This is a genomic window from Glycomyces sp. NPDC048151 (assembly GCF_043202775.1).
GTDB lineage: Bacteria > Actinomycetota > Actinomycetes > Mycobacteriales > Micromonosporaceae > Glycomyces.
The window spans coordinates 140,871-159,981 of sequence record NZ_JBIDBB010000004.1 but is presented as its reverse complement, the minus strand read 5'-3'; the positions used below and the strand labels follow the sequence as shown (position 1 = coordinate 159,981).

At 70.4% G+C, this 19,111-nt stretch carries 16 protein-coding genes and 1 tRNA gene; 4 read left to right on the top strand and 13 right to left on the bottom strand.

Features of this window, described 5'->3' with window-relative positions; genetic code table 11:
- Nucleotides 1–244 precede the first annotated feature (244 nt).
- The gene (locus ACGGCP_RS10510) at nucleotides 245–1,411 is read right to left on the bottom strand and encodes a VLRF1 family aeRF1-type release factor (protein WP_392963966.1); all 1,167 of its coding nucleotides are present in this window, start codon (nucleotides 1,409–1,411) and stop codon (nucleotides 245–247) included.
- A gap of 93 nt (nucleotides 1,412–1,504) precedes the next feature.
- Nucleotides 1,505–2,221: a DsbA family oxidoreductase gene (locus ACGGCP_RS10505; protein ID WP_392963965.1), complete on the bottom strand. Its 717-nt coding sequence runs from the start codon at nucleotides 2,219–2,221 to the stop codon at nucleotides 1,505–1,507.
- 156 nt (nucleotides 2,222–2,377) lie between these two features.
- Here ACGGCP_RS10505 and ACGGCP_RS10500 point away from each other — a divergent pair.
- Nucleotides 2,378–2,449: transfer RNA gene (locus ACGGCP_RS10500), tRNA-Val, on the top strand.
- A gap of 54 nt (nucleotides 2,450–2,503) precedes the next feature.
- Here ACGGCP_RS10500 and ACGGCP_RS10495 read toward each other — a convergent pair.
- On the bottom strand, nucleotides 2,504–3,349 hold the full coding sequence (locus tag ACGGCP_RS10495; RefSeq protein ID WP_392963964.1) for an oxidoreductase: 846 nt from the start codon (nucleotides 3,347–3,349) through the stop codon (nucleotides 2,504–2,506).
- Between the two features lie 73 nt (nucleotides 3,350–3,422).
- Between ACGGCP_RS10495 and ACGGCP_RS10490 the strand changes: the two genes are divergently transcribed.
- A complete protein-coding gene (locus ACGGCP_RS10490; RefSeq protein ID WP_392963962.1) occupies nucleotides 3,423–4,070 on the top strand; it encodes a DNA-binding response regulator in 648 nt (215 codons plus the stop codon).
- A gap of 78 nt (nucleotides 4,071–4,148) precedes the next feature.
- Here the strand turns inward: ACGGCP_RS10490 and ACGGCP_RS10485 are convergent, their stop codons facing one another.
- The 9 genes from ACGGCP_RS10485 to ACGGCP_RS10445 all read right to left on the bottom strand — a co-directional run bounded on the left by ACGGCP_RS10485 (nucleotide 4,149) and on the right by ACGGCP_RS10445 (nucleotide 14,780).
- On the bottom strand, nucleotides 4,149–5,141 hold the full coding sequence (locus ACGGCP_RS10485; RefSeq protein WP_392963960.1) for an LLM class flavin-dependent oxidoreductase: 993 nt from the start codon (nucleotides 5,139–5,141) through the stop codon (nucleotides 4,149–4,151).
- Nucleotides 5,142–5,153: 12 nt separating this feature from the next.
- Nucleotides 5,154–5,447, bottom strand: coding sequence for an ArsR/SmtB family transcription factor (locus ACGGCP_RS10480; RefSeq protein ID WP_392963958.1), 294 nt, complete (start codon nucleotides 5,445–5,447; stop codon nucleotides 5,154–5,156).
- Between the two features lie 72 nt (nucleotides 5,448–5,519).
- Nucleotides 5,520–7,040 carry an FAD-dependent oxidoreductase gene (locus tag ACGGCP_RS10475; protein ID WP_392963956.1) on the bottom strand — a complete coding sequence of 507 codons (1,521 nt, stop codon included), beginning with the start codon at nucleotides 7,038–7,040 and terminating at the stop codon, nucleotides 5,520–5,522.
- 28 nt (nucleotides 7,041–7,068) lie between these two features.
- Entirely contained in the window at nucleotides 7,069–7,689 is a 621-nt protein-coding gene (locus ACGGCP_RS10470; protein ID WP_392963954.1) for a GyrI-like domain-containing protein, read from the bottom strand.
- Nucleotides 7,690–7,756: 67 nt separating this feature from the next.
- Nucleotides 7,757–8,980: an ROK family protein gene (locus ACGGCP_RS10465; protein WP_392963952.1), complete on the bottom strand. Its 1,224-nt coding sequence runs from the start codon at nucleotides 8,978–8,980 to the stop codon at nucleotides 7,757–7,759.
- Between the two features lie 60 nt (nucleotides 8,981–9,040).
- Nucleotides 9,041–11,611, bottom strand: a complete 2,571-nt coding sequence (locus tag ACGGCP_RS10460) for a beta-galactosidase (RefSeq protein ID WP_392963950.1) — start codon at nucleotides 11,609–11,611, stop codon at nucleotides 9,041–9,043.
- Nucleotides 11,608–12,531: a carbohydrate ABC transporter permease gene (locus ACGGCP_RS10455; RefSeq protein WP_392963948.1), complete on the bottom strand. Its 924-nt coding sequence runs from the start codon at nucleotides 12,529–12,531 to the stop codon at nucleotides 11,608–11,610. Before ACGGCP_RS10455 ends, ACGGCP_RS10460 begins: the two co-directional genes overlap by 4 nt.
- On the bottom strand, nucleotides 12,531–13,418 hold the full coding sequence (locus ACGGCP_RS10450; RefSeq protein ID WP_392965073.1) for a carbohydrate ABC transporter permease: 888 nt from the start codon (nucleotides 13,416–13,418) through the stop codon (nucleotides 12,531–12,533). Before ACGGCP_RS10450 ends, ACGGCP_RS10455 begins: the two co-directional genes overlap by 1 nt.
- A gap of 90 nt (nucleotides 13,419–13,508) precedes the next feature.
- On the bottom strand, nucleotides 13,509–14,780 hold the full coding sequence (locus tag ACGGCP_RS10445; protein WP_392963945.1) for an ABC transporter substrate-binding protein: 1,272 nt from the start codon (nucleotides 14,778–14,780) through the stop codon (nucleotides 13,509–13,511).
- Nucleotides 14,781–15,054: 274 nt separating this feature from the next.
- Between ACGGCP_RS10445 and ACGGCP_RS10440 the strand changes: the two genes are divergently transcribed.
- Nucleotides 15,055–16,827 carry an ABC transporter substrate-binding protein gene (locus ACGGCP_RS10440; RefSeq protein ID WP_392963942.1) on the top strand — a complete coding sequence of 591 codons (1,773 nt, stop codon included), beginning with the start codon at nucleotides 15,055–15,057 and terminating at the stop codon, nucleotides 16,825–16,827.
- A gap of 95 nt (nucleotides 16,828–16,922) precedes the next feature.
- Nucleotides 16,923–17,870: a cation diffusion facilitator family transporter gene (locus ACGGCP_RS10435; RefSeq protein WP_392963940.1), complete on the top strand. Its 948-nt coding sequence runs from the start codon at nucleotides 16,923–16,925 to the stop codon at nucleotides 17,868–17,870.
- On the opposite strand, the gene ACGGCP_RS10430 is transcribed toward ACGGCP_RS10435, so the two are convergent.
- Nucleotides 17,857–19,023: a hypothetical protein gene (locus ACGGCP_RS10430; protein WP_392963937.1), complete on the bottom strand. Its 1,167-nt coding sequence runs from the start codon at nucleotides 19,021–19,023 to the stop codon at nucleotides 17,857–17,859. The two genes, ACGGCP_RS10435 and ACGGCP_RS10430, sit on opposite strands and share 14 nt — an antisense overlap.
- Nucleotides 19,024–19,111: the final 88 nt, after the last annotated feature.

Sequence of the window (19,111 nt, the reverse complement as noted above, 5' to 3'; positions counted from 1 at the left end):
CGGTCAATATGCGAAGGGCCACAAGGCAATTCATCGAAGATCTTCACCATTTCGAATAAACGCATCGACAATTCCTGATGCATTTCGATCCGCCGCCTGCGACCCGACCCACAAAGGACTCGCCGCCGAAACCCGGCCCGGCCCCGGGAACGGCTCAGGGCCGCGGGAGGTGAGAGACCCGCGGCCCTGGATCGTACTGCCGAAGAAAGGTTAGCATAACCTAACTTCATCGCTCAAGCGGTGCTCACCAGCGCAGGAACGCGCCGACCCCGCCCGCGTTCTCGTCGATCCCGACGCCGTCGCTGAGGATCGAGACCTTCGCGTCCGAGGCCAGCGCCATCTCGATCATCGCCTCGCCGAGCTGGGCGTCCGCGATGGCCGCGGCCAGCTCGGGCTCCCCGGGTGAGATCGAGTCGGCCAGGACCGTGCCGTCGGGGATGCGGCGGCCGCTCCACACGGAGTCGCGTTCGATGACGAGCCGGTCGACCCGGGCGCCCTGGAGCGCGTCGAGCACGGCTTCGGAGCCCGCCACGGTCTTGCGCGGGGACTCGGCGAAGTCGGCGGTGAGGCGCGCGTCCCGGGCCGCCCGCGCGGCCGCGACCTCGGGTGCGAGGGACTGCTGGATCTGCGCGGGCGTGGACTGGCTGAGCACGAGCTGCGAGGCCACGACCTCGGCCTTGAACCCGTTGTCGAGCGACTTGCTGGACGCCTCGACGAGTTCGGGTTCGCCGCTGATGACCAGCAGCTCCCAGCCGAAGGTCGCCATGTGCTCCTCCAGTGTGGAGTGGGCGGCGGCGAGGAACTTCTGCAGGTGCTCGGCGATGCGGTAGTCGAACAGGTCGTGCTGGTTGTTCGACGTGGCGCCGTCGCGCCCGCCCCAGGCGCTGTGCGAGGCGCTGGGGCCGCGCATGATGCGCCATTCGGCGGTGTCGAGCTCGAAGTGGAGGCCGGAGACCTCCTCGCACTTGCCGAACCGGCTGTCGAGGAGGCGCATGCCCTTGCCGTCGACGACGGCGATGCCGATCGGGGAGCCCTCGGCCCAGGCGCCGAACATCGGGGCGATGTGGGAGCGGGGGGCGAGGGCGACCCGGTCGGTCAGGGGCGTCTGCATCTCGACGCTGTAGGTCTGGCCGCTGGCGAGGCCGACGAACAGCGCGCGGCCGATCCCGGGCGCGCCGGGGCGGACGAGCTGCTCGATGTCGAGCTTCATCTCCTCCAGGCGGCGGCCGAGCGCGGAGCGCGTGCCGTTGTCGACGGATTCGAGCAGTTGCTTCAAGCCCTGGTCGAGCCGGGTCTTCCAGGGCGGCTGGGAGCCTTCCTGCCGGGGGTCGGCGTTGACGTAGAGCGAGAGCACGCCGGTGTCGTCGCGCAGTTTCACCAGCCTGAGTTGTGTCTCGCGGTCCATCGGCATGGCTATCGCCTCCTCGATCGAGCGGAATTCGCCTCAGGATATTCCCGGAGGTGCCCGTTCGTGAAGGTTTCGCCAGTTACGCCTGGAACGCTCTCAGACGGCGCAGCCGTCGGGGCCGCACGCCTCGACGTCGTCGGCGCCGCCGATCTGGGTGATCACCGGTCGCTTTTCGCCCCAAGCCTTCTCGAGGACCTCGGCGAACACCTCGGCGGGCTGGGCACCGGAGACGCCGTACTTCTGGTCGACGACGAAGAAGGGCACGCCGGTGGCGCCGAGCGCGGCGGCCTCGGCCTGGTCGGCGCGGACCGCGTCGCGGTAGGCCGCGGGGTCGTCGAGCACGGCGAGGACCTCGTCCTTGTCGAGCCCGGCGGCGACGGCCACCTCGATGACGCGGTCGCGTTCGAAGATGGAGGCCTCGTCGGCGAAGTTGGCGGCGTAGAACGCCTTCCAGACCTGGGCCTCGATGCCGCGCTCGGAAGCGAGGTGGAGGAGCCGGTGCAGGTCGAAGGTGTTGCCGTGGTCGCGGCCCTCGGCCTGGTACTCGAGGCCTTCGGCCTTGGCGAGGTCCTGGAGGCGGTACTCGCCGGCCTGGGCCTGCGCGGGGCTCATGCCGTACTTCTTGACGAGCATGTCGACGACCGGGGCGGTGTCGCCGGGCTCGCGGTGCGGGTCGAGCTCGAAGGACCGGTGCCGGACCTCGACCTGGACGGTGCCCTCGAGCTGCTGCACGGCCTTGTCGAACCGGGCCTTGCCGACGTAGCACCACGGGCAGGCGATGTCGGACCAGATGTCAACGCGTAGTTTCTCCACGGCATCCCCAACACTTGAAGCTTCCAGTGAATTCCGGACTGTGCCCGACGCCTCTCCCCCGCCCACGATCCGGGACGCCCACGGCCCCCGCCACGTGCGCCCAAGTCCCCGTTCAGGTACCCTTTCTCAGGCTCGGCGCGCTTCCGCGCGCCCTCCGGGTGCTTAGCTCAGCGGTAGAGCACCTCCCTTACAAGGAGGTGGTCACAGGTTCGATCCCTGTAGCACCCACCGGAACGACGGCGGCCCCGCGCATTGCGCGGGGCCGCTGTCCCGTGTCGGGGGTCAGGACAGGTCCTCCAGGTCCTCGTCCGTGAGCACGATGGCGGCGGCCGCCATGTTGGCCTCGAGGTGGGCGAGTTCGCCGGTGCCCGGGATGGCGAGGGTCACCGGAGAGGACGCGAGGAGCCAGGCCAGGCCGATCTGGCCGGGCGTGGCGTCGTGGCGCGCGGCGACCTTCGCCAGGCGCGGGTCGTCGAGCTCGTGGCCGCCGCCGAGCGGGAAGAACGGCACGAACGCGATCCCTGCGGCCTCGCAGGCGGCGAGGACGGCGGCGTCGTCGCGCTTGGCCGCATGGTACTGGTTCTGCACGGCCGCGACCGGCGCGATCGCGCGGGCCTCGGCGAGCTGGGCGGCGGTGACGTTGCTGACGCCGAGGTGCCGGATCAGGCCCTCTTCGCGAAGGGCCGCAAGGGCTTCGAACCGTTCGGCGATCGACCCGGGGACGGGCTCCATGGTGCCGACCCGCAGGTAGACCAGGTCGAGCCGGTCGACCCCGAGACCGGCGAGATCGGCCTCCACCAGGCCGCGCATGTCGGCGGCCGCGGCCTCGGTGAGGCCGCCGGTGTGGAACTGCGGGCCGATTTTCGTGGCGATCACCAGGTCGGAGGGGTACGGATCCAGCGCTTCGCGGATGAGGTCGTTGGCGCGCACGGCTCCCCCGGCGCTCACGTAGAAGTCGGCGGTGTCGACGTGGTTCGCGCCGAGCGCGACGGCGCGGCGCAGCACTGCGCGGCCGTTCTCGGGGTCGCGGGCCGGGCCGAACATGCCCTGCTGGGACGGCAGGCGCATCGCGCCGAAGCCGAGACGGTTCACTTCGAGGTCGCCGCCGAGGCGGAAGACGTTGCTCATGGCGTGAAGTCTGCGCGCGGCAGGGATTTCGGGCCAGGCGCTGGCAGCTTGCTGCCAAGGCATACTTGACGCCATGGCAGAGGTCCTGACGCTCCACGGCGACCTGGAGATGTGGTCGAGGCTCAAGCCGCTCACCGCGGGCGGCGCCGAGTTCGTGAACGTCTCGCACGACCTCGACACGTGGCCGGGCGCGCGCGAGGCCGCGCGGCGGCGGACCCGAGAAGGGGCGGACGGCGAGGCCCGGAAGCTGTTCAGCCCCGCCGTGCTCACCGACGAGCGCGACCGGCGGCTCCTCGCGGACCTGGCGGCCGACGGCGCGGAAGTGCGGATCACGACCGCCCCGCTCCCCCAGAGCACGTTCTTCGTCGGCGCCCGGACCATGATCCTCACCGAGCCCGACGGGCGCGGCGGCCGCCGGTACACGATGAGCACCGCGCCCGCCCTGGTCGCGGGCTCGTACGCGCTGTTCGAGGCCGCGTGGGCGGCGGCGGCCGACCTCGACGCGTTCCTGCGCTCCGACCGGCCGCTCCTGGACGCGCGCGCCAAGGCGGTCCTCGCGGCGCTCGGGTCGGGTGCGACCGACGAGGCCGCCGCGCGGCGGCTCGGCGTCTCACTGCGCACGTACCGCCGCCGGGTCGCCGGACTCCTCGCCGCGCTCGGCGCGGACTCCCGCTTCCAGGCCGGGGTCAGGGCCGGAGCGCTGGGCCTGGACCGGGACTAGGGGCCGGTATCCGTTCGCCCGCAAGGCGAAAGGGCCTCTACCGGTTGCGGCAGAGGCCCGAGAAGCAGTGAGCGACCCTTAGGCGCGGCCCACGGCCTTCGCGGTGAGCTCCACCGAGCGGATGCGGTCGGGGACGTGCTGGGCGTGGTGGGCGGTGATCAGCTCGTCGGCGCGGACCTTGTCGGCGAAGTCCTCGAGGTAGTCGCGCACCTCGTCCGGCGTGCCGGTGGCCGTGTACTTGGTCATGGCCGAGAGCTGGCTCCCCGCAGCGGAGTTGAGGAACGCGTCGATCTCGGCGTCGGTGTACTCGCGGCCCACTTCGCCGCGCTTGATGAAGGCGCGGGCGCGGTTGCGGTAGGAGGTCTCGCGCTGGGCCTCGGCCTCGTCGCGGTCCTCGGCGGCGAAGACGTTCACGCCCGCGATCACGTACGGCGCGGCGAGCTGCTCGGAGGGCTGGAACTGCTCGCGGTAGGCGGCCACGGCCTCGAACAGGGCGTCCGGCGCGAAGTGCGACGCGAACGCGTACGGCAGGCCGAGCTGCGCGGCGAGCTGCGCGCCGAACAGGGACGAGCCCAGGAGGTACAGGGGGACCTCGTTCTGCGGCACGGGGATCGACTGCACGCCGGGCACGCGGGACTCACCGGCGAGGTAGGCCTGGAGTTCGAGCACGTCCTGCGGGAACGTGTCGGCGGAGGTCGCGTCGCGGCGGATGGCGCGCATGGTCGGGCGGTCGGTGCCGGGCGCGCGGCCCAGGCCGAGGTCGATGCGGCCGGGGAAGAGGGTCTCCAGGGTGCCGAACTGCTCGGCGATCACCAGCGGGGAGTGGTTGGGCAGCATGATGCCGCCCGCGCCGAGCCGGATCGAGTCGGTGTGCTCGGCGACGTGGCCGATGACGACGGCCGTGGCGCTGGAGGCGATGGTCGGCATGTTGTGGTGCTCGGCGTACCAGACCCGCCGGTAACCGCTGCGCTCGGCGGCGCGGGCGAGTTCGACGCTGGCCGCGAGGCTTTCGCGCGCGGAGCTTCCCGGCGCGATCGGCGCGAGGTCGAGGATCGACAGTGCGACAGGCATACGGGAGCCTTCCTAGAGAGTGTTGCGGAGGTCTTCGGTGAACGCGCGGATGCGCGCCTCGTCGCGGCGGTAGTAGATCCACTGGCCGCGCCTGGTGGCCTGGAGGAACCCGGCGCGCTGGAGGATCGCGAGGTGCGCCGAGACCGTAGACGCGGAGGCGCCCGACTTCTGCTGGATCAGCCCCGCGCACACGCCCAGGTCGGCCGTGTCCCCGCACGGGAAGTTGGCCTCGGGTTCCTTGAGCCAGTTGAGGATCCGCAGGCGCGTCTCATTGGAGAGGGCCTTGCACTCGTCGAGCACGTCCACCGTCCTTCGGCATTTCGCTAATTTCCGAAACTAGCGCGGCGGCGCGGCGGACGCCAAGATGAGGCTCGTCACTCAGTGGTGCGGGTGCGCTTCGAGCGGGTCGGGCGCGGGCCCCTGGATCACCGCGCCGCTCGTGTCGTACCGCGAGCCGTGGCACGGGCACTCCCAGGTCCGCTCCGCGTCGTTGAAGCCCACGACGCAGCCGAGGTGCGTGCACTTGGCGGACAGGACGCGCAGTCCGCCATCCTCGTCCCGGTAGACGGCCCGCAGCGAGCCGTGGACGCGCATCACCGCGCCCTGGCCGGGCGCGAGGTCCTCGGGCTCGGACGGGGCGGCGTGCGGCAGCCGGTCGCCGAAGAAGTGCCCCATGACCTTCGACTGGGCCTTGGCGATCCGTCCCGCCTCCTGGAGCAGGTGGAACCGGCCGGGGCCGAACAACCCGGCCCACTCCGGCGGCTTCCCCGCCATCGTCGCCGCGATGAGGCGCGCGGCCGCGACCCCGTTCGTCATCCCCCAGCCCCCGAAGCCGCACGCGACGTACACGCCGTCGTCGCCGTGCAGCGGGCCGACGAACGGCACGCGGTCGGAGGTCGCGTAGTCCTGTGCGGCCCACCGGTACTCGATCGACTCGGTCTTGAACCGGTCCTCGGTCCACGCGGTGAGGCGCTCGAGCCGCCCGGTCGTGTCGGGGTCGCCGGGCGTGAACTTCTCGCCCGTGACGATGAGCAGCCGCCGGTCCTCGCCGTACGGGGCGGTGCGCACGGAGCGGAGGTTGTCGTCGGCGGTGAGGTACATGCCGCCGGGGTCGGCCGACGCCGGGACCGGCGCGGCCACGACGAGCTCGCGGCGGGGCGACAGTCGCGCGAAGAGCTTGACCCGGTCGATCACCGGGAACTGCGTGGCGACCACGACCTGGTCGCATTCGACCTCGCCGCCGCCGGCGAGGTGCAGGACGTGGCGGCCGTCCGACTCGATGCCGGTCACGCGCGAATGCTCGAAGATCCGCGCGCCCCGCTCGTGGAGGTCGGCCGCCAGCGCGAGCAGGAACTTGCGGGGGTGGAACTGGGCCTGGTCCTCGACGCGGACGGCGCCCGCGACCGGAAACGGCAGGCCGGTCTCGGTGGTGAACTCGGCGCGCAGGCCCGCCTCGCGGGCGGCCGCGGCCTCCGCGCGCAGTTCACCGACGCCGCGCTCGGACTCGGTGTAGACGAACGAGGGCGCGCGTTCGAGGTCGCAGTCGATGCCGAGCTCGGCGGATACAGCGGCGACGTGCTCGATCGCGGCGGTCTGGGAGGCGGCGTAGGCGCTGGCGGCCGCCGAGCCGAAGGCGTCGTTGAGGTGCGCGTAGATCGCGCCGTGCTGGGCGCTGAGCTTCGCGGTGGTGTTGCCGGTGGCGCCCGCGACGATCCGGCCCGCTTCGAGGAGGGCGACGGAGCGGCCCGCGCGGGCGAGCTCCCAGGCGGTGCAGATCCCGGCGATGCCGCCGCCGACGACGGCGACCTCGGTCGTGACCCGGTCTTCCACGGCCGGGTAGGCGGTCGGGTCGGTCGAGGTGATCCAGTAGGACTCGGGTGGGACCAGCGGCGTGCTCATGCCCTCGGGATACCCCGAGGGGCTGAGGTCACTCCACCGGTTTGACGGGTTGGCGCAGGATCGTCTTGAGCTTGGCGGGGGCGGTGCGGCGGGCGTCGCTGAGGTAGATCTCGTGGTGGTCGCCGTTGAAGGTGAGCTTGTTGTACGGCAGGTAGTGGTCGTGGAGGCGCTGGAGGACGGGCGTCTCGGACTCGTAGGAGCCGATGTGCAGGGTCTGGACGCTGAGGCCTTCGGTGAAGGTGACGAGCCGGAGCTGCTCGAACGCGGGGTTGGGGTGCTTCGCGGCGGCCTCGCCCGCGGCGGCGGTGACCATCTCCTCGGTGATCCACTCGGGCTGGCTGATCATCATGGTCCACTCCCACGCGCTCTTCTCGCGGGTGAGGAACACGGCCGGGTCGTCGGCGCGCCACAGCCCCTCCATGGGGGCGACGACGAAGTCCCGGCCGAGGGTCCGCTTGCTGGCGAACTTCAGCGTGTACGCCGTCCCGTACAGGGCCGCGACGGCGTCGGCGTAGGAGTCCGCGGTGTTCGGGTCGCCCTTGCCGTCGACGGCGAGGAACCGGAACTCGGGGACCTCGACGACGGCGAACGCGTTGCGCGGCGGCGAGTACAGCTGCTTGTGGGCCTTCTTGACGTCGTACTTCTCCATGCCCCGCAGTGTCCCATCCCGGTGCGACAGTGCTGACGCAAAGCCGTGCTGCCGGAAAGCCGCCCGTTCAGATGGCGGTGGGGACCCGGGTGGTCACGAGGCCCACGTCGCCGAGGAAGCGCTCCAACGCGATCGTGGCGATCCCGGTGGCGACGGAGTTGCCGCGCACGGTGGAGACCTCGATGGCGAGGTCGGCGGCGGAGTCGCCGGGGGCCTCCTCGAGGACGCGGCGGCGCACGGCCGGGACGAGGTGGTCGCCGAGGGCCCAGGCGGTCCAGCCGGTCAGGGTGATCATCTCGGGGTTGACGATCGCGCAGAGGTCGGCGATCGCCGAGCCGAGGTACCGGGCGGTGAGCTCCAGGGTCTCGGTCAGGGCCGGGTGCGCCGGGGGTTCGAGGGCGGCGGCGAGCGCGCCGATGAACTCGCGCTGCATCGGGACCGAGGCGAGCGGGTGGTCCGGGGCGATGGCGGCGAGCGTCTGCTGGATGCCCGCCGCGCCCACATAGGCCTCGACGCATCCGGAACGGCCGCAACGGCATCTGCGGCCGTCGAGGGCGAGGAGGCTGTGCCCCCACTCCCCCGCGCCGTTCTGGGCGCCGCGCAGGATCGTGCCTTCGAGGACGATCCCGGCGCCGACGCCGGTGCCGAGGTTGACGGTGATCATGCTCTTGTGGCGGCGGCCCTCGCCGAACCAGAGCTCGGCGGTGGCCATCGCCTTGAGCGGGTTGTCGACGACCATCGGCAGGCCGATGCGCTCGCGCAGCCGGTCGACGTGGAGCCAGGGCGCGTTGGGGACGACGACGGCGACCTCGGCGCGGCGCTGCATGCCGCCGGGGAGCGAGATGCCGACGCCGAGCACGTCGTCGCGGGTGGCGTGCGCGCTGTCGAGCGAGGTGTCGAGGGCCCGCACGATGCCGTCGATGACGTAGTCGTACTCGTCGTGGTGCTCGTCGATGGCGACTTCGGCCGAGGCCAGCTCGTCGAGCGCGGCGTCGAACACCGTGGCCCGCACGTAGGTCTCGGCGACGTCGACGCCGACGATGCGGCCGCGGTTCCCGTTGAGCCGCAACGTGGTCGTGGGTCGGCCGATGCGCCCGCCGGTGCGGCGGGCCTCGGTGGCGATGCCCTCTTCGAGGAGGTCGCTCACCACCGTGGCCACTGTCGCGTTGCTCAGGCCCGTCGAGGCGGCCAGGTCGCCCCGGCTCGCCTCGCCCGCCGCCAGCAGGGCGTGCAGCACGTCGAGCCGCGACTCGCTGCGGATGTCGCGCGACGTGCGCCTGGTGACGGCCATGTGGACTCCTGGTTCGATGTCGGGGGTGTCGCGGTCGGGTCCGCCGGACACCCCCTGGGGTCATTCCGGCGAGACGGCGGCGGTGACGCGCGCGAGGCGCGGCCTGTCGCCGCCGGCGGTGCCGTGGACCAGCAGGCGCACCGCGCCGGTGTTCCATGATCCCGGAATCCACAGTCGACCGGGGTCCCCGCCGGTGAACTTCGGCCGGGCCGCGTCGTCGAGCCACACGCGCCCGAGCAACTCGCCGCGCGCGAACGCGCTGACGCGGACCTGCTCGCCCTCGAACCGCAGCGACAGGCCGCCGGACGGGACGGGCACGTCGAGCCAGGCTTCCTCTCCCGCAGCGAGTTCGAGCGGGAGCACGACCTCGGTCCCGGCGCCGTCCTTCTCGGACAGCGCGAGCAGGGCGTGGTCGGGCTGCGCCTCGACCTGCCAGTCTCGCACGGCCTCCAGGCGCAGCAGGGTCGCCCCGCCGCCGTCGACCGGCCAGTGCGGCATGGTGATCGCGATCTCGCGGCCCTCGCCGGGGCCGAAGTGCACCCAGGGATTGTCGGGGCTCACGATGCTCGATTCGCCGTCCACGGTGATCTCGCACGGGGTCTGGAGCCCGTCGAGGTGCAGCACGTAGTCGCTGGTGCCGTCCACGGGCAGGTTGCGCCGGTACGTGACCGGGCGTCCGATCCGGGTGCTGCTCCAGCCCGCGAGGGTCCGCACGGGGGCGGGGTCGCCCGCCCACTGCTCGCCGCCGTCGACGGTCCACAGTGAAGCGATGTCCTCGCTCGACGCGACCGCCCAGACGCGGCCGAGGCCGCGCAGGGCCCCGATCGCGAGGCCGGGCAGGCGCGAATCGTCGAAGTTCGCGTGGCCCCAGGTCTCCACGGTGGCGTCGAGGCGCGACGCGCCGTCTACCGGAATTCGAACGGTCGCACCGAACTTCGCGAAGGTCGGGAGCGCGGTGCCGTCGAGGGCGAGGTCGACGATGTCGCCCGCGCCTTCGATGAGCAGTTCGCCCAGTCCCACGACCGAAGCCGCGTAGTGGGTGCGGCCCCGGTAGACGCCGACCGATTCGGACACCGGCGGCAGCTCGTACGCCTCGGTCTCGCCGGTGCGGGTCTCAAGGTCGAGGCGGGTCGCGACGGTCAGGCCCTCGGGTTCGGGCAGTGCCGGGTGGATGACGCCCGCGGTGCCGTCCGGGGCGGGAACGTCCTCGGGGTGGTGGACCACGACGGTCCAGCGGTCGGCGCCCGAGATGATCTCGGTGACGATCGATCCGCCGCGGACCGGTGCGTCGACGACGACAGGCTCCGCGCCTTCGAGCACGATCGTGCTCGCGGTGCGGGAGGCGAATTCGAGGCCCTCGGGCCCGGCGGCCACGAGGTCCGCCGAGGCGAACCGCAGCGTGCCGGGCAGGCCGAAGCCCGCGAGCGGCAGGTCGCGCAGGACCAGCGCGCACGAGAACGGCGCGAGTTCGGCCGCGATCTCGCCGCCCTCGTGAGCGAAGACGGCCTTGCCGACGGTGTCGCCGAGGTTCGGGACGCCGGTGAGCGTGCCGCCGCCGTCGAGGACGAGCAGCGACGGTGAGTCGCTGGTGGGGACGTCGACGCTGATGCCTTCGGCGGCAGTCGTCGTCGCGCGGGCGAGCGCCGGGCCCAGGGTGCGGGCGAGGGCCGCGAGGACGCGGGCCTCGGCCGTCTCGGACCGGGACTCGCCCACCGGGGACAGGAACCCGCCGAAGTCGTAGTCGTGGGTCATGAACCCGCCGGGGTCGCCCCAGTTGCCGGTGGAGGGCGTGTACCCGAAGTCGTAGCCGGAGGCCTGGAGGTAGGGGGCGACGAGGGTCGCGCCGCTGGCCAGGAGCCGCCGCAGGGTGGTGTGCATGCGGTTGGTCTCGGTGACGAGCAGCGGGAGCCCCTTGGCGCCCACCAGGTCGGCGTAGCGGCGCACTTCGGCCTCGATGAACGGCGAGCGGTCGTCGGGGTAGAAGTTGAACGCCGGGGCGATGCCCTCGACGCCGCCGGTGGCGCCGATCAGGTCGCCCTGGCCCGCGCAGGCGATGAGCGGCACGTCGATGCCGTGGCCGATCGCCATGTCGCGCAGCGCGGTGAGGTAGGCGTGGCGGTCGTGCGTGTCGAAGAAGTCGAGCTCGTTCTCCAGCTGCACGGCCACGACGCTGCCGCCGCGGCCCCACTGGCGGGAGGCCAGGAGCGGCAGGGCCTGGTCGAACCAGCGCCCGACCTGCTCCAGGAACTTCGGTTCCGCTTGGCGCAGTTGGAGTCCGTCTTCGAGCGCGAGCCATGCGGGCAGCGCGCCGCCGTCCCATTCGGAGCAGATGTACGGGCCGGGCCGGGCGATGACGGCCAGGCCCGCCTCGTGGGCGAGGTCGAGGAACGCGCCGACGTCGCGGCGGCCCTCGAAGTCCCACACGCCGGGGGCGGTCTCGTGGAAGTTCCACGGCAGGTAGACGTCGATCGCGCGGTAGCCGGTGGCGCGCACCTGGGCGAGCCGCGACTCCCAGACTTCGCGGGGAAGCCGGAAGTAGAACAGCGACGCGCACAGGAGCGTCTCCTCGCGGTCGTCGAGGACGAGCCCAGAGCGTCCGAGCCGGACGGTCGCGGTGGACGGATCAGTCACTTCACACCAGCACTTCCACCTTGGAGGTTCATTTCGTACAGGTACTTCTGGCCGAGGTAGTAGATGACGATCATCGGCAGGGTCAACAGGATCGACCCGACCATGACGAGGTTCCACGGCGGCAGCTGCATCGCGTTGCTCGTGCTCGTCATGTACTGCAGGCCCAGCGCGAGCGGCATCTGCTCTTCGGCGTTGAGGTAGATGAGCGGGCCCATGAAGTCGCCCCACGCGTGCGTGAGCGTGAAGATCGCGATCGCGGTGAGGATCGGCCACATCATCGGCAGGATGATCCGGCGGTAGACCCCGAAGTAGCCGAGGCCGTCCACTTGGGCCGCTTCGTCGAGCTCGTTGGAGATGCGGGAGACGAACTGCCGCACCAGGAACACGTTGAACGCGTTGGTGAAGAAGTTCGGGATGATCAAGGGCAGGTAGGTGTTGACCCAGCCGAGCTCCTTGAACAGCAGGAACTGCGGGATCATCGTGATCTGCGCGGGGATCATCATGGTGGCGAGCACGACGATGAACATGACGTTCTTGCCGGGCGCGCGCAACCGCGCGAAGGCGTAGCCGACGAGCGAGGACGAGATGACCTGGCCGACGGCCGACATGGTCGCGATGAACACCGAGTTGGTGACGAAGCGCCCCACGGGAAGCCCGGTCGCGGTGAACACCTCGGTGAAGTTCTGCCACCGGAACTCGGTCGGGATCACGGTGAACGCGTTCTGCGCGCTCGTCTGGTCGCTCGCCAGCGCGATCGAGATCATGAGGACGAACGGCACGAAGAAGATCGCGGAGACGACGATGAGGACCGCGTAGGCCGCGGGCGAGGCCTTGAAGACCGAGAGCCTCTTCTGGGCGTGGTCGCCCGTGTCCTTCTTGCGGCCGTTCGGGGACGTGGTGGTCGGCACGAGGGCTGCCATCACTTCACCTCCGTCTCGTAGAAGACCCACTTGCCGGCGGTGCGGAAGGCGAGCAGGGTGAACGCCATGATGACGACGAAGAGCAGCCAGGCGATCGCCGACGCGTAGCCGAAGTGGTAGAACTCGAACGCCTCGCTGAACAGCATCGGCACGATCATCTCGCTGGCGTTGTCAGGGCCTCCGCCGGTGAGGATGTAGACCTGCCCGAAGATCTGGAACGATCCGACGAGGCCCATGATGAGGTTGAAGAAGATCACCGGGGTGATCTGCGGGAACGTGACGGACCAGAACTGCCGCCAGGGGCTGGCGCCGTCGATCTCGGCGGCTTCGTAGAGCTCGCGCGGGATGCCGTTCATCGCCGAGAGCAGCAGCACCGTGGCGCCGCCCGCGCCCCACGCCGAGAGGACGATGATCGCGGGCTTGACCCAGGTGGCGTCCAGGAGCCACGAGGGTCCGTCGATGCCGAACCAGCCGAGGAAGTTGTTCAGCGGGCCCGAGGGCGCGAGCACCATCTTGAAGACCATCGCGGTCGCGACGAGCGGGACCAGGGTGGGCAGGTAGATGAAGGTGCGGAAGAGCTTGCGGCCCTTGACGCGCTTGTTAAGCAGGTTGGCCAGCCACACGCCGATGACCAGGCCGAGCGGCACGGAGATCAGGGCGTAGTAGAAGGTGTTCCCGAGGGCCTTCCAGAAGATCGGGTCCTCGGTGAGGGCCTTGGCGTAGTTCTCCAGGCCGACCCATTCGGGCGGCGTGAACGAGTCCCACTCCGTCAGCGAGATGTAGACGGAGGCGATCATGGGGCCGAGGAGGAACCCGACGAACCCGATCAGCCACGGCGAGATGAAGAGCCAGAAGTAGAAGGCCTCCTTCTTGCGCCGTGAGGACATCTTGGGGCGACGCCTCCCGGCGCCGCGCGACTCGCGCGCGGCGCCGGGGGCTTCGTCGACTGCGACGACGTTCGACATCGGAGCGTCCTACTACTCGATGACCGATTCGAGCTGGGTCTGGATCTTGTCCAGTTCGGTCTTCGCGTCGCCGCCTTCGTTCCAGAAGGTGCCGAGGTTGTCGTCGAAGGTCGCCTGCATCTCCTGCCACTCCGGGATGAAGGGGGCGCGGAAGATGAACTCGGAGGACTCGCCGAACGCGGCCATGTTCAGGCCCTCGGGAGCCCATGCGGGCGTGAGGAACGCGTCGGACTGCTGCACCTGGATGTTGGCGGGCACGTCCTGGGCCTTGTCGATGATGACGGTCTGGGCCTCGGTGTCGGTGAGGAAGTCGATCGCCTCGAAGGCCTTCTCGGGGTTGTCCGAGTCACGGGTGATGGACAGGCCGGAACCGAAGGCGGAGACCGCCTGCTCCTGGCCGCCCCACAGCGGCGCGATGCCCCAGTTGATGTCGGACTCCAGGAGTCCGCCGATGCCCCAGAAGCCGGTGGCGTTCATGGCGACGGTGCCCGCGGCGAAGGCGGGGTCGCCGCCCATGTCCGGGCCCATGTCGGCGTACTCGGCCGCGGTGGGGGCGTAGTGGTACTTGTACTGGAGGTCGTTGGCCCACTGGAGCGCGTCGACGACCTCGGGCGAGTTGACGGTCGGCTGACCGCTGTCGTCGATGATCTGGCCGCCGTTCTGGTAGGCGAAGCTCCACCACTGGGCCCACCAGCCCGCGCCGGAGAAGCCCCACTGCTCGCCGGGGATGGTCAGCTTCTCCATGGCGGCCTGGGCGTCGTCCTGGGTCCACGCGGCCGTCGGGTACTCGACGCCCGCGGCGTCGAAGAGGTCCTTGTTGTAGTACAGGATCATCGCGCCGGAGCGGTCCGGGATCGCGTAGGTCTGGTCCTCATAGGTGTAGAGCGAGCCGACGGGGCCGAAGCGCTCTTCCATGTTCAGGCCCGCGGACTCGATGTACTCGTCGAGCGGGAGCAGCTGGCTCTTGGAGGAGTAGGAGTTGACGTTCTCGGCGACCTGCATGATGTCGGGGCCGTCGCCGCCCGCGATCATCGTCTGGACCTTCTGGGCGTACTGGTCCGAGGGGATCAGCTGCAGTTCGATCTTGGTGTCGGGGTTCGCGGCCTCGAAGAGGTCGATGCGGGCCTGGTAGGTCTCCTTGTCGAGGTCGCCGCCCCACACCACCATCGAGAGGGTGCCGTCGTCCTCGGCTTCGCCGCCGCCGCAGGCGGCGAGGGCCGTCGCACCGATCAGCACCGTCGCGGCCAGCCCTGCGCCTCTGCGCCAATAAGCCTTGTCCACCATGTCTTCCGCCTCCTTGCGGTCGGGGGTTCGGACGTCGGCGGGCCGCCGACGCGAGTTAAGACAAGGCAAAATCTAACCCATAGATAAAGGGTTGGATAGATGCGTCTGATAACGATTTCGACGCGATGGACATGGGATGACTCGACGATGTTGCCGCTTGCCGGGCGAATAAGCTAGCATTCCTATCGTTTTACTAGACTTCCATTTCAGACGGCATTATGGTGTGATGCACGCCTGTGAGTCTTTCCCCCCGAAAACCGCGAAAGAGCCAGCTATGCCCGAGATCGAACCACGCCGGGGCCTGCGAACCAGAGCCCTCGCCGCCACCGCAGCAGCCGCCCTCGCACTGACCCTCAGCGCGTGCGGCGACGACGACGCCGCCTCCACCGGAGTCGGCTTCGAGGACTGCCTGACCGACCCCGTCACCTGCAACTCCGGGCCCCGCGCCGAAGGCGGCGACCTCGTCTGGGCCGTGGGCGGCAAATGGGAGGCCTGGGGCCAGGCCGACATCTACGGCTCCAGCCTCTCCACCTCGATCATCAACCAGCCCCTGCGCCCCACGGTGTTCGTCTACGACCAGGCGGGCGAGATCCACTACAACGACGGGATCTACTCGGCCGCACCGGAACTCCTCGCCGAAGCGCCGATGACCGTGGCCTACCACCTCAAGCCCGAGGCCACCTGGGGCGAAGGCACCCCGATCGGCCTCGACGACTTCCTCTGGCACTGGAAGGCCACGTCCACCGACGAGGCCCAGTGCGCCGGGTGCACCCCCGCCACCGAGTACGGCTCGCACGTCGCCTCGATCGAACAGGGCGAGGACGACACGATCGTCGTCACCTACGAGGACGGCTACCTCGACGCCGAGTGGTACGCCGCCCAGGTCATCACCCACCCCGCGCACATCGCCGAGGCGCGCGGCCACGCCGACTGGCGCACCGACCCGGCCGTCATGGCCGCCTCCGTCGCCGACTTCTCCGAGAACCCGCCGCTCGACTACAGCGCCGGTCCCTTCAGGATGACCGAAGGCGTGCTCGGCGAGTACGCGAAGTACGTGCCGAACCCCGAGTGGACCGGCTCGCAGCAGTCGACCCTGGACTCCTTGACGCTCAGGTACATCGAAGGCGCCGACGCCATGGCCACCGAGCTGCGGCAGGGCACCATCGACGGCGCCGCGCCCTCCAGCTTCGACCCCGAGATCCTCGACCAGATCGCCGACGACCCCGAGCTCAAGTACAGCGTCGCGCCCCAGTCCGGGTGGTCCCACATCGACGCGAACTTCGACAACCCGTTCCTCGCCGACGAGCCGCTGCGCCGCGCGATCTTCACCGCGATCGACGCCGACGAGATCAACGCCCGCGCCTACGGCACCGCCTTCGCCGACACCGAGACCATGACCAGCGTGCTCTTCCGTCCCGGCTCGGAGTACCACACCGACCAGATCGGCGACTCCGGGCTCGGCTCGGGCGACCAGGACGCGGCCCGCCAGATCCTCGAAGAGGCCGGGTACACCTGGGACGGCGACGCGCTCCTCACCCCCGAGGGCGAACCTGTCTCGCTGCGCTTCCGCACCGGCATCGAGGGCGAGGCGTTCCAGCCGATCATCCAGGACCTCGTCATCACCTACCTCGGCGAGCTCGGCATCGACCTCACCACCGACCCGATCCCCGGCGGCGAGCTCAACTCGGTGCTCGAAGCCCGCGACTGGGACCTGATCCTGTTCTCCTGGATCGAGACCCCGCTGTTCGCGTCCTCCGCCGCCGACTACTGGGGCGAGGGAAACCACACCGGGTTCCAGAACGACGAGGTCGACGCGATCGTCGCCGAGCTCGCCACCACCCTCGACCGCGACAAGGCCGCCGAGCTGAACAACCGGGCCGCGCAGATCTCCATCGACAACTCGGTGCAGCTGCCGCTCGCGTGGACCCCGCAGCTGGTCATGGTCAACAAGGACGTCGTGAACGTCCGCGACAACTGGGCCACCACCATGCGCGTGTTCTACAACGTCGGCGAGTGGGGCTATCTCGACGAGAACGCCGAGAGCTAGACCGAACCTGACGGGCCGGGCGCGATGCGCCCGGCCCATCCGCTTGCGCCCGAAGTGCCCGCCGCCCGCCGCCGCCCTCGCATAGGCTCGGAGCCGTGAGCGATCAAGCGGCGGAAGTCAACTCGGAGAGCGTCCTGACCGTGATCGTCGCCGCGCTGATGAACCTCTGCATCGCGCTGGCGAAGCTCGTCGCCGGGGTCCTGGGCGGCTCGGCCGCGATGGTCTCGGAGGCCGCGCACTCGGCGGCCGACACCGTCACGCAGGTCATGCTGTACATCGCCTTGCGCAACAGCGCGAAGCCCGCCGACGAGGCGCACCCGTTCGGGTACGGCAGCACGGCCTACCTGTGGGCGGCGCTCGCGGCGGCGTTCACGTTCGTGGCGGGCGGCCTGTTCTCCATCACGCACGGCTTCCACTCGCTGCAGGGCGGCGGCGAGCGCGACTTCCTCGTCTCCTACGTGGTCCTGGCGATCTCGTTCGTGCTCGAAGGCGTCTCGTTCCTGCGGACGATCTCGCAGGTGCGGCGCGAGTCCCGGCACTGGGGCGTCAGCCCGCTCCGGTTCCTGCGGCGCACGCCCGACACGACGGTGAAGGCGGTGTTCCTGGAGGACCTCGCCGCGCTCATCGGCCTGCTGCTGGCCGCCACGGGCCTGCTGCTCACCGAGCTCACGGGCAGCCCGGTGTACGACGGGATCGCCTCGATCCTCATCGGCGTCCTGCTGCTCGTGATCGCGGTGCTGCTGGGCCAGGCGAACGTCTCGCTGCTCATCGGCAAGAGCCTGCCGCCGCGGTTCCGCGAGGCCGTGCGGACCGAACTCGAAGCGGGCGAGGACATCACGGCCGTCCAGGAGCTCCTGACCCTCCAGCTCGGCCCGACCTCGGTCCTGGTCGCGGCGAAAGTGGACTTCCGCGACAGCGCCACCGGCGAGGCGATCGAGCGCGCCTGCCGGGACGTCGAGGCCGGGCTGCGCGGGCGCTACCCGATGGTGCGGTACGTGTTCCTCAGCCCTTGGGGCGAGCCTTCGGAGGTCACTCCCCGATAGCGTCCTGTGCCTGCGCGATGAGCTCGCGCATCTGCTCCTGCCAGGCGAAGGTCGCGCCCTCGACGTCCAGGTAGTAGTGCAGCTGCGCCTGCTGCCAGGAGTCGACGGCGGCGTCGCGGTAGCCGCTCTCGTCGCCGCACTCGGCGAAGTCGACGGCCATGGCGCGCTCGAAGTCGAGCCAGCCCTGCGGGTCGTCGGCGTCGGGGACGTCGCTCGGCGGGTCGGGCCACTTGGTCCCGGCGTCCGGGTATGAGTTGAGCGGGTACTCGCCGTCGCCCGCCTCCGAGAGGTAGGAGTGGACGAACAGCCCGCCGTCGTAGAACTCCCAGCCCTCGTGGCCGCGCTCGGCGAGGCAGTCGAGGAGGTCGCCCTCGGCTTCGGCGACGCCTTCCTCGTACCGCTCGGTCATCGTCGTCCAGTCGCCGTTCGGCGGCGAGGGGCGCAGGTCGTGCTTGGTCCAGCCCTCTTCCATGTCGGCGATGGCGTCGGCGTAGACCGCTTCGAGCATCTCCAGCTGGCAGCCCTCGGGAGGCAGCGGTCCTGCCGACTCCCCCTCGGCGTCGTCCCCGCCGCCTTCGGGCTCGGCTCCGGTCAGGTACGAGTACGAGGCCGCGGCCCAGGTCTCGCCGCCGTAGGCGACGTACCAGGCGTACTGCTCCTCCTCGGGCTGCTTGAAGAACTCCGGGAGGTCGTCCTCGTCCTCGCCTTCGAACACGACGGTCGTCCAGCCGATCTCGGCCTGGTAGGCCGCCCATTCGGCGTCGAGCTCGTCCCCGTCCTCGACGTGCTCGTAGCCTTCGATGCTGGTCCACTGCCAGAAGCCGCGCCGCTGGGCGTCCTCTACCGAGGGCAGGAACCAGTCGTACGGCGGCTGGTCCATGAAGGACTCCCGCTCGCCGGGCTCGGTGTCGCCCAGCTCGTACGGGTCGTGGATCTCGAAGCCCTGGGCCTCCAGGCAGGCCTGCACGATGCGGATCTCGGCCTCGTCGAGCTCGTCGGAGAGCCGCTGGCTCTCGTTGTACGTGTCGGTGAGCTGCTGCTCGTACTCCTCGTAGTCGAGGCGCTCGACCTCGGGCTCACCGGCGAACCAGGAGCATCCGGAGGCGGTGGCCAGCACGGTCAAGCCGGTGAGGACGGCTTTCGTTCGCGGCACGGCGGACTCCAATCGGGGGAGGCTTCGCTGTCGCAGACGCGGCGGGGCGGCCCCGGGGTTGCCTCACCGCGGCGGAAACGCGCGAAAA

Excerpts from the sequence above, each read along its gene's own strand:
- ACGGCP_RS10510 (WP_392963966.1), bottom strand. The coding sequence starts at position 1,411 with ATGCCGATGGACCGCGAGACACAACTCAGGCTGGTGAAACTGCGCGAC.
- ACGGCP_RS10495 (WP_392963964.1), bottom strand. The coding sequence starts at position 3,349 with ATGAGCAACGTCTTCCGCCTCGGCGGCGACCTCGAAGTGAACCGTCTC.
- ACGGCP_RS10490 (WP_392963962.1), top strand. The coding sequence starts at position 3,423 with ATGGCAGAGGTCCTGACGCTCCACGGCGACCTGGAGATGTGGTCGAGG.
- ACGGCP_RS10485 (WP_392963960.1), bottom strand. The coding sequence starts at position 5,141 with ATGCCTGTCGCACTGTCGATCCTCGACCTCGCGCCGATCGCGCCGGGA.
- ACGGCP_RS10475 (WP_392963956.1), bottom strand. The coding sequence starts at position 7,040 with ATGAGCACGCCGCTGGTCCCACCCGAGTCCTACTGGATCACCTCGACC.
- ACGGCP_RS10470 (WP_392963954.1), bottom strand. The coding sequence starts at position 7,689 with ATGGAGAAGTACGACGTCAAGAAGGCCCACAAGCAGCTGTACTCGCCG.
- ACGGCP_RS10465 (WP_392963952.1), bottom strand. The coding sequence starts at position 8,980 with ATGGCCGTCACCAGGCGCACGTCGCGCGACATCCGCAGCGAGTCGCGG.
- ACGGCP_RS10455 (WP_392963948.1), bottom strand. The coding sequence starts at position 12,531 with ATGGCAGCCCTCGTGCCGACCACCACGTCCCCGAACGGCCGCAAGAAG.
- ACGGCP_RS10450 (WP_392965073.1), bottom strand. The coding sequence starts at position 13,418 with ATGTCCTCACGGCGCAAGAAGGAGGCCTTCTACTTCTGGCTCTTCATC.
- ACGGCP_RS10445 (WP_392963945.1), bottom strand. The coding sequence starts at position 14,780 with ATGGTGGACAAGGCTTATTGGCGCAGAGGCGCAGGGCTGGCCGCGACG.
- ACGGCP_RS10440 (WP_392963942.1), top strand. The coding sequence starts at position 15,055 with ATGCCCGAGATCGAACCACGCCGGGGCCTGCGAACCAGAGCCCTCGCC.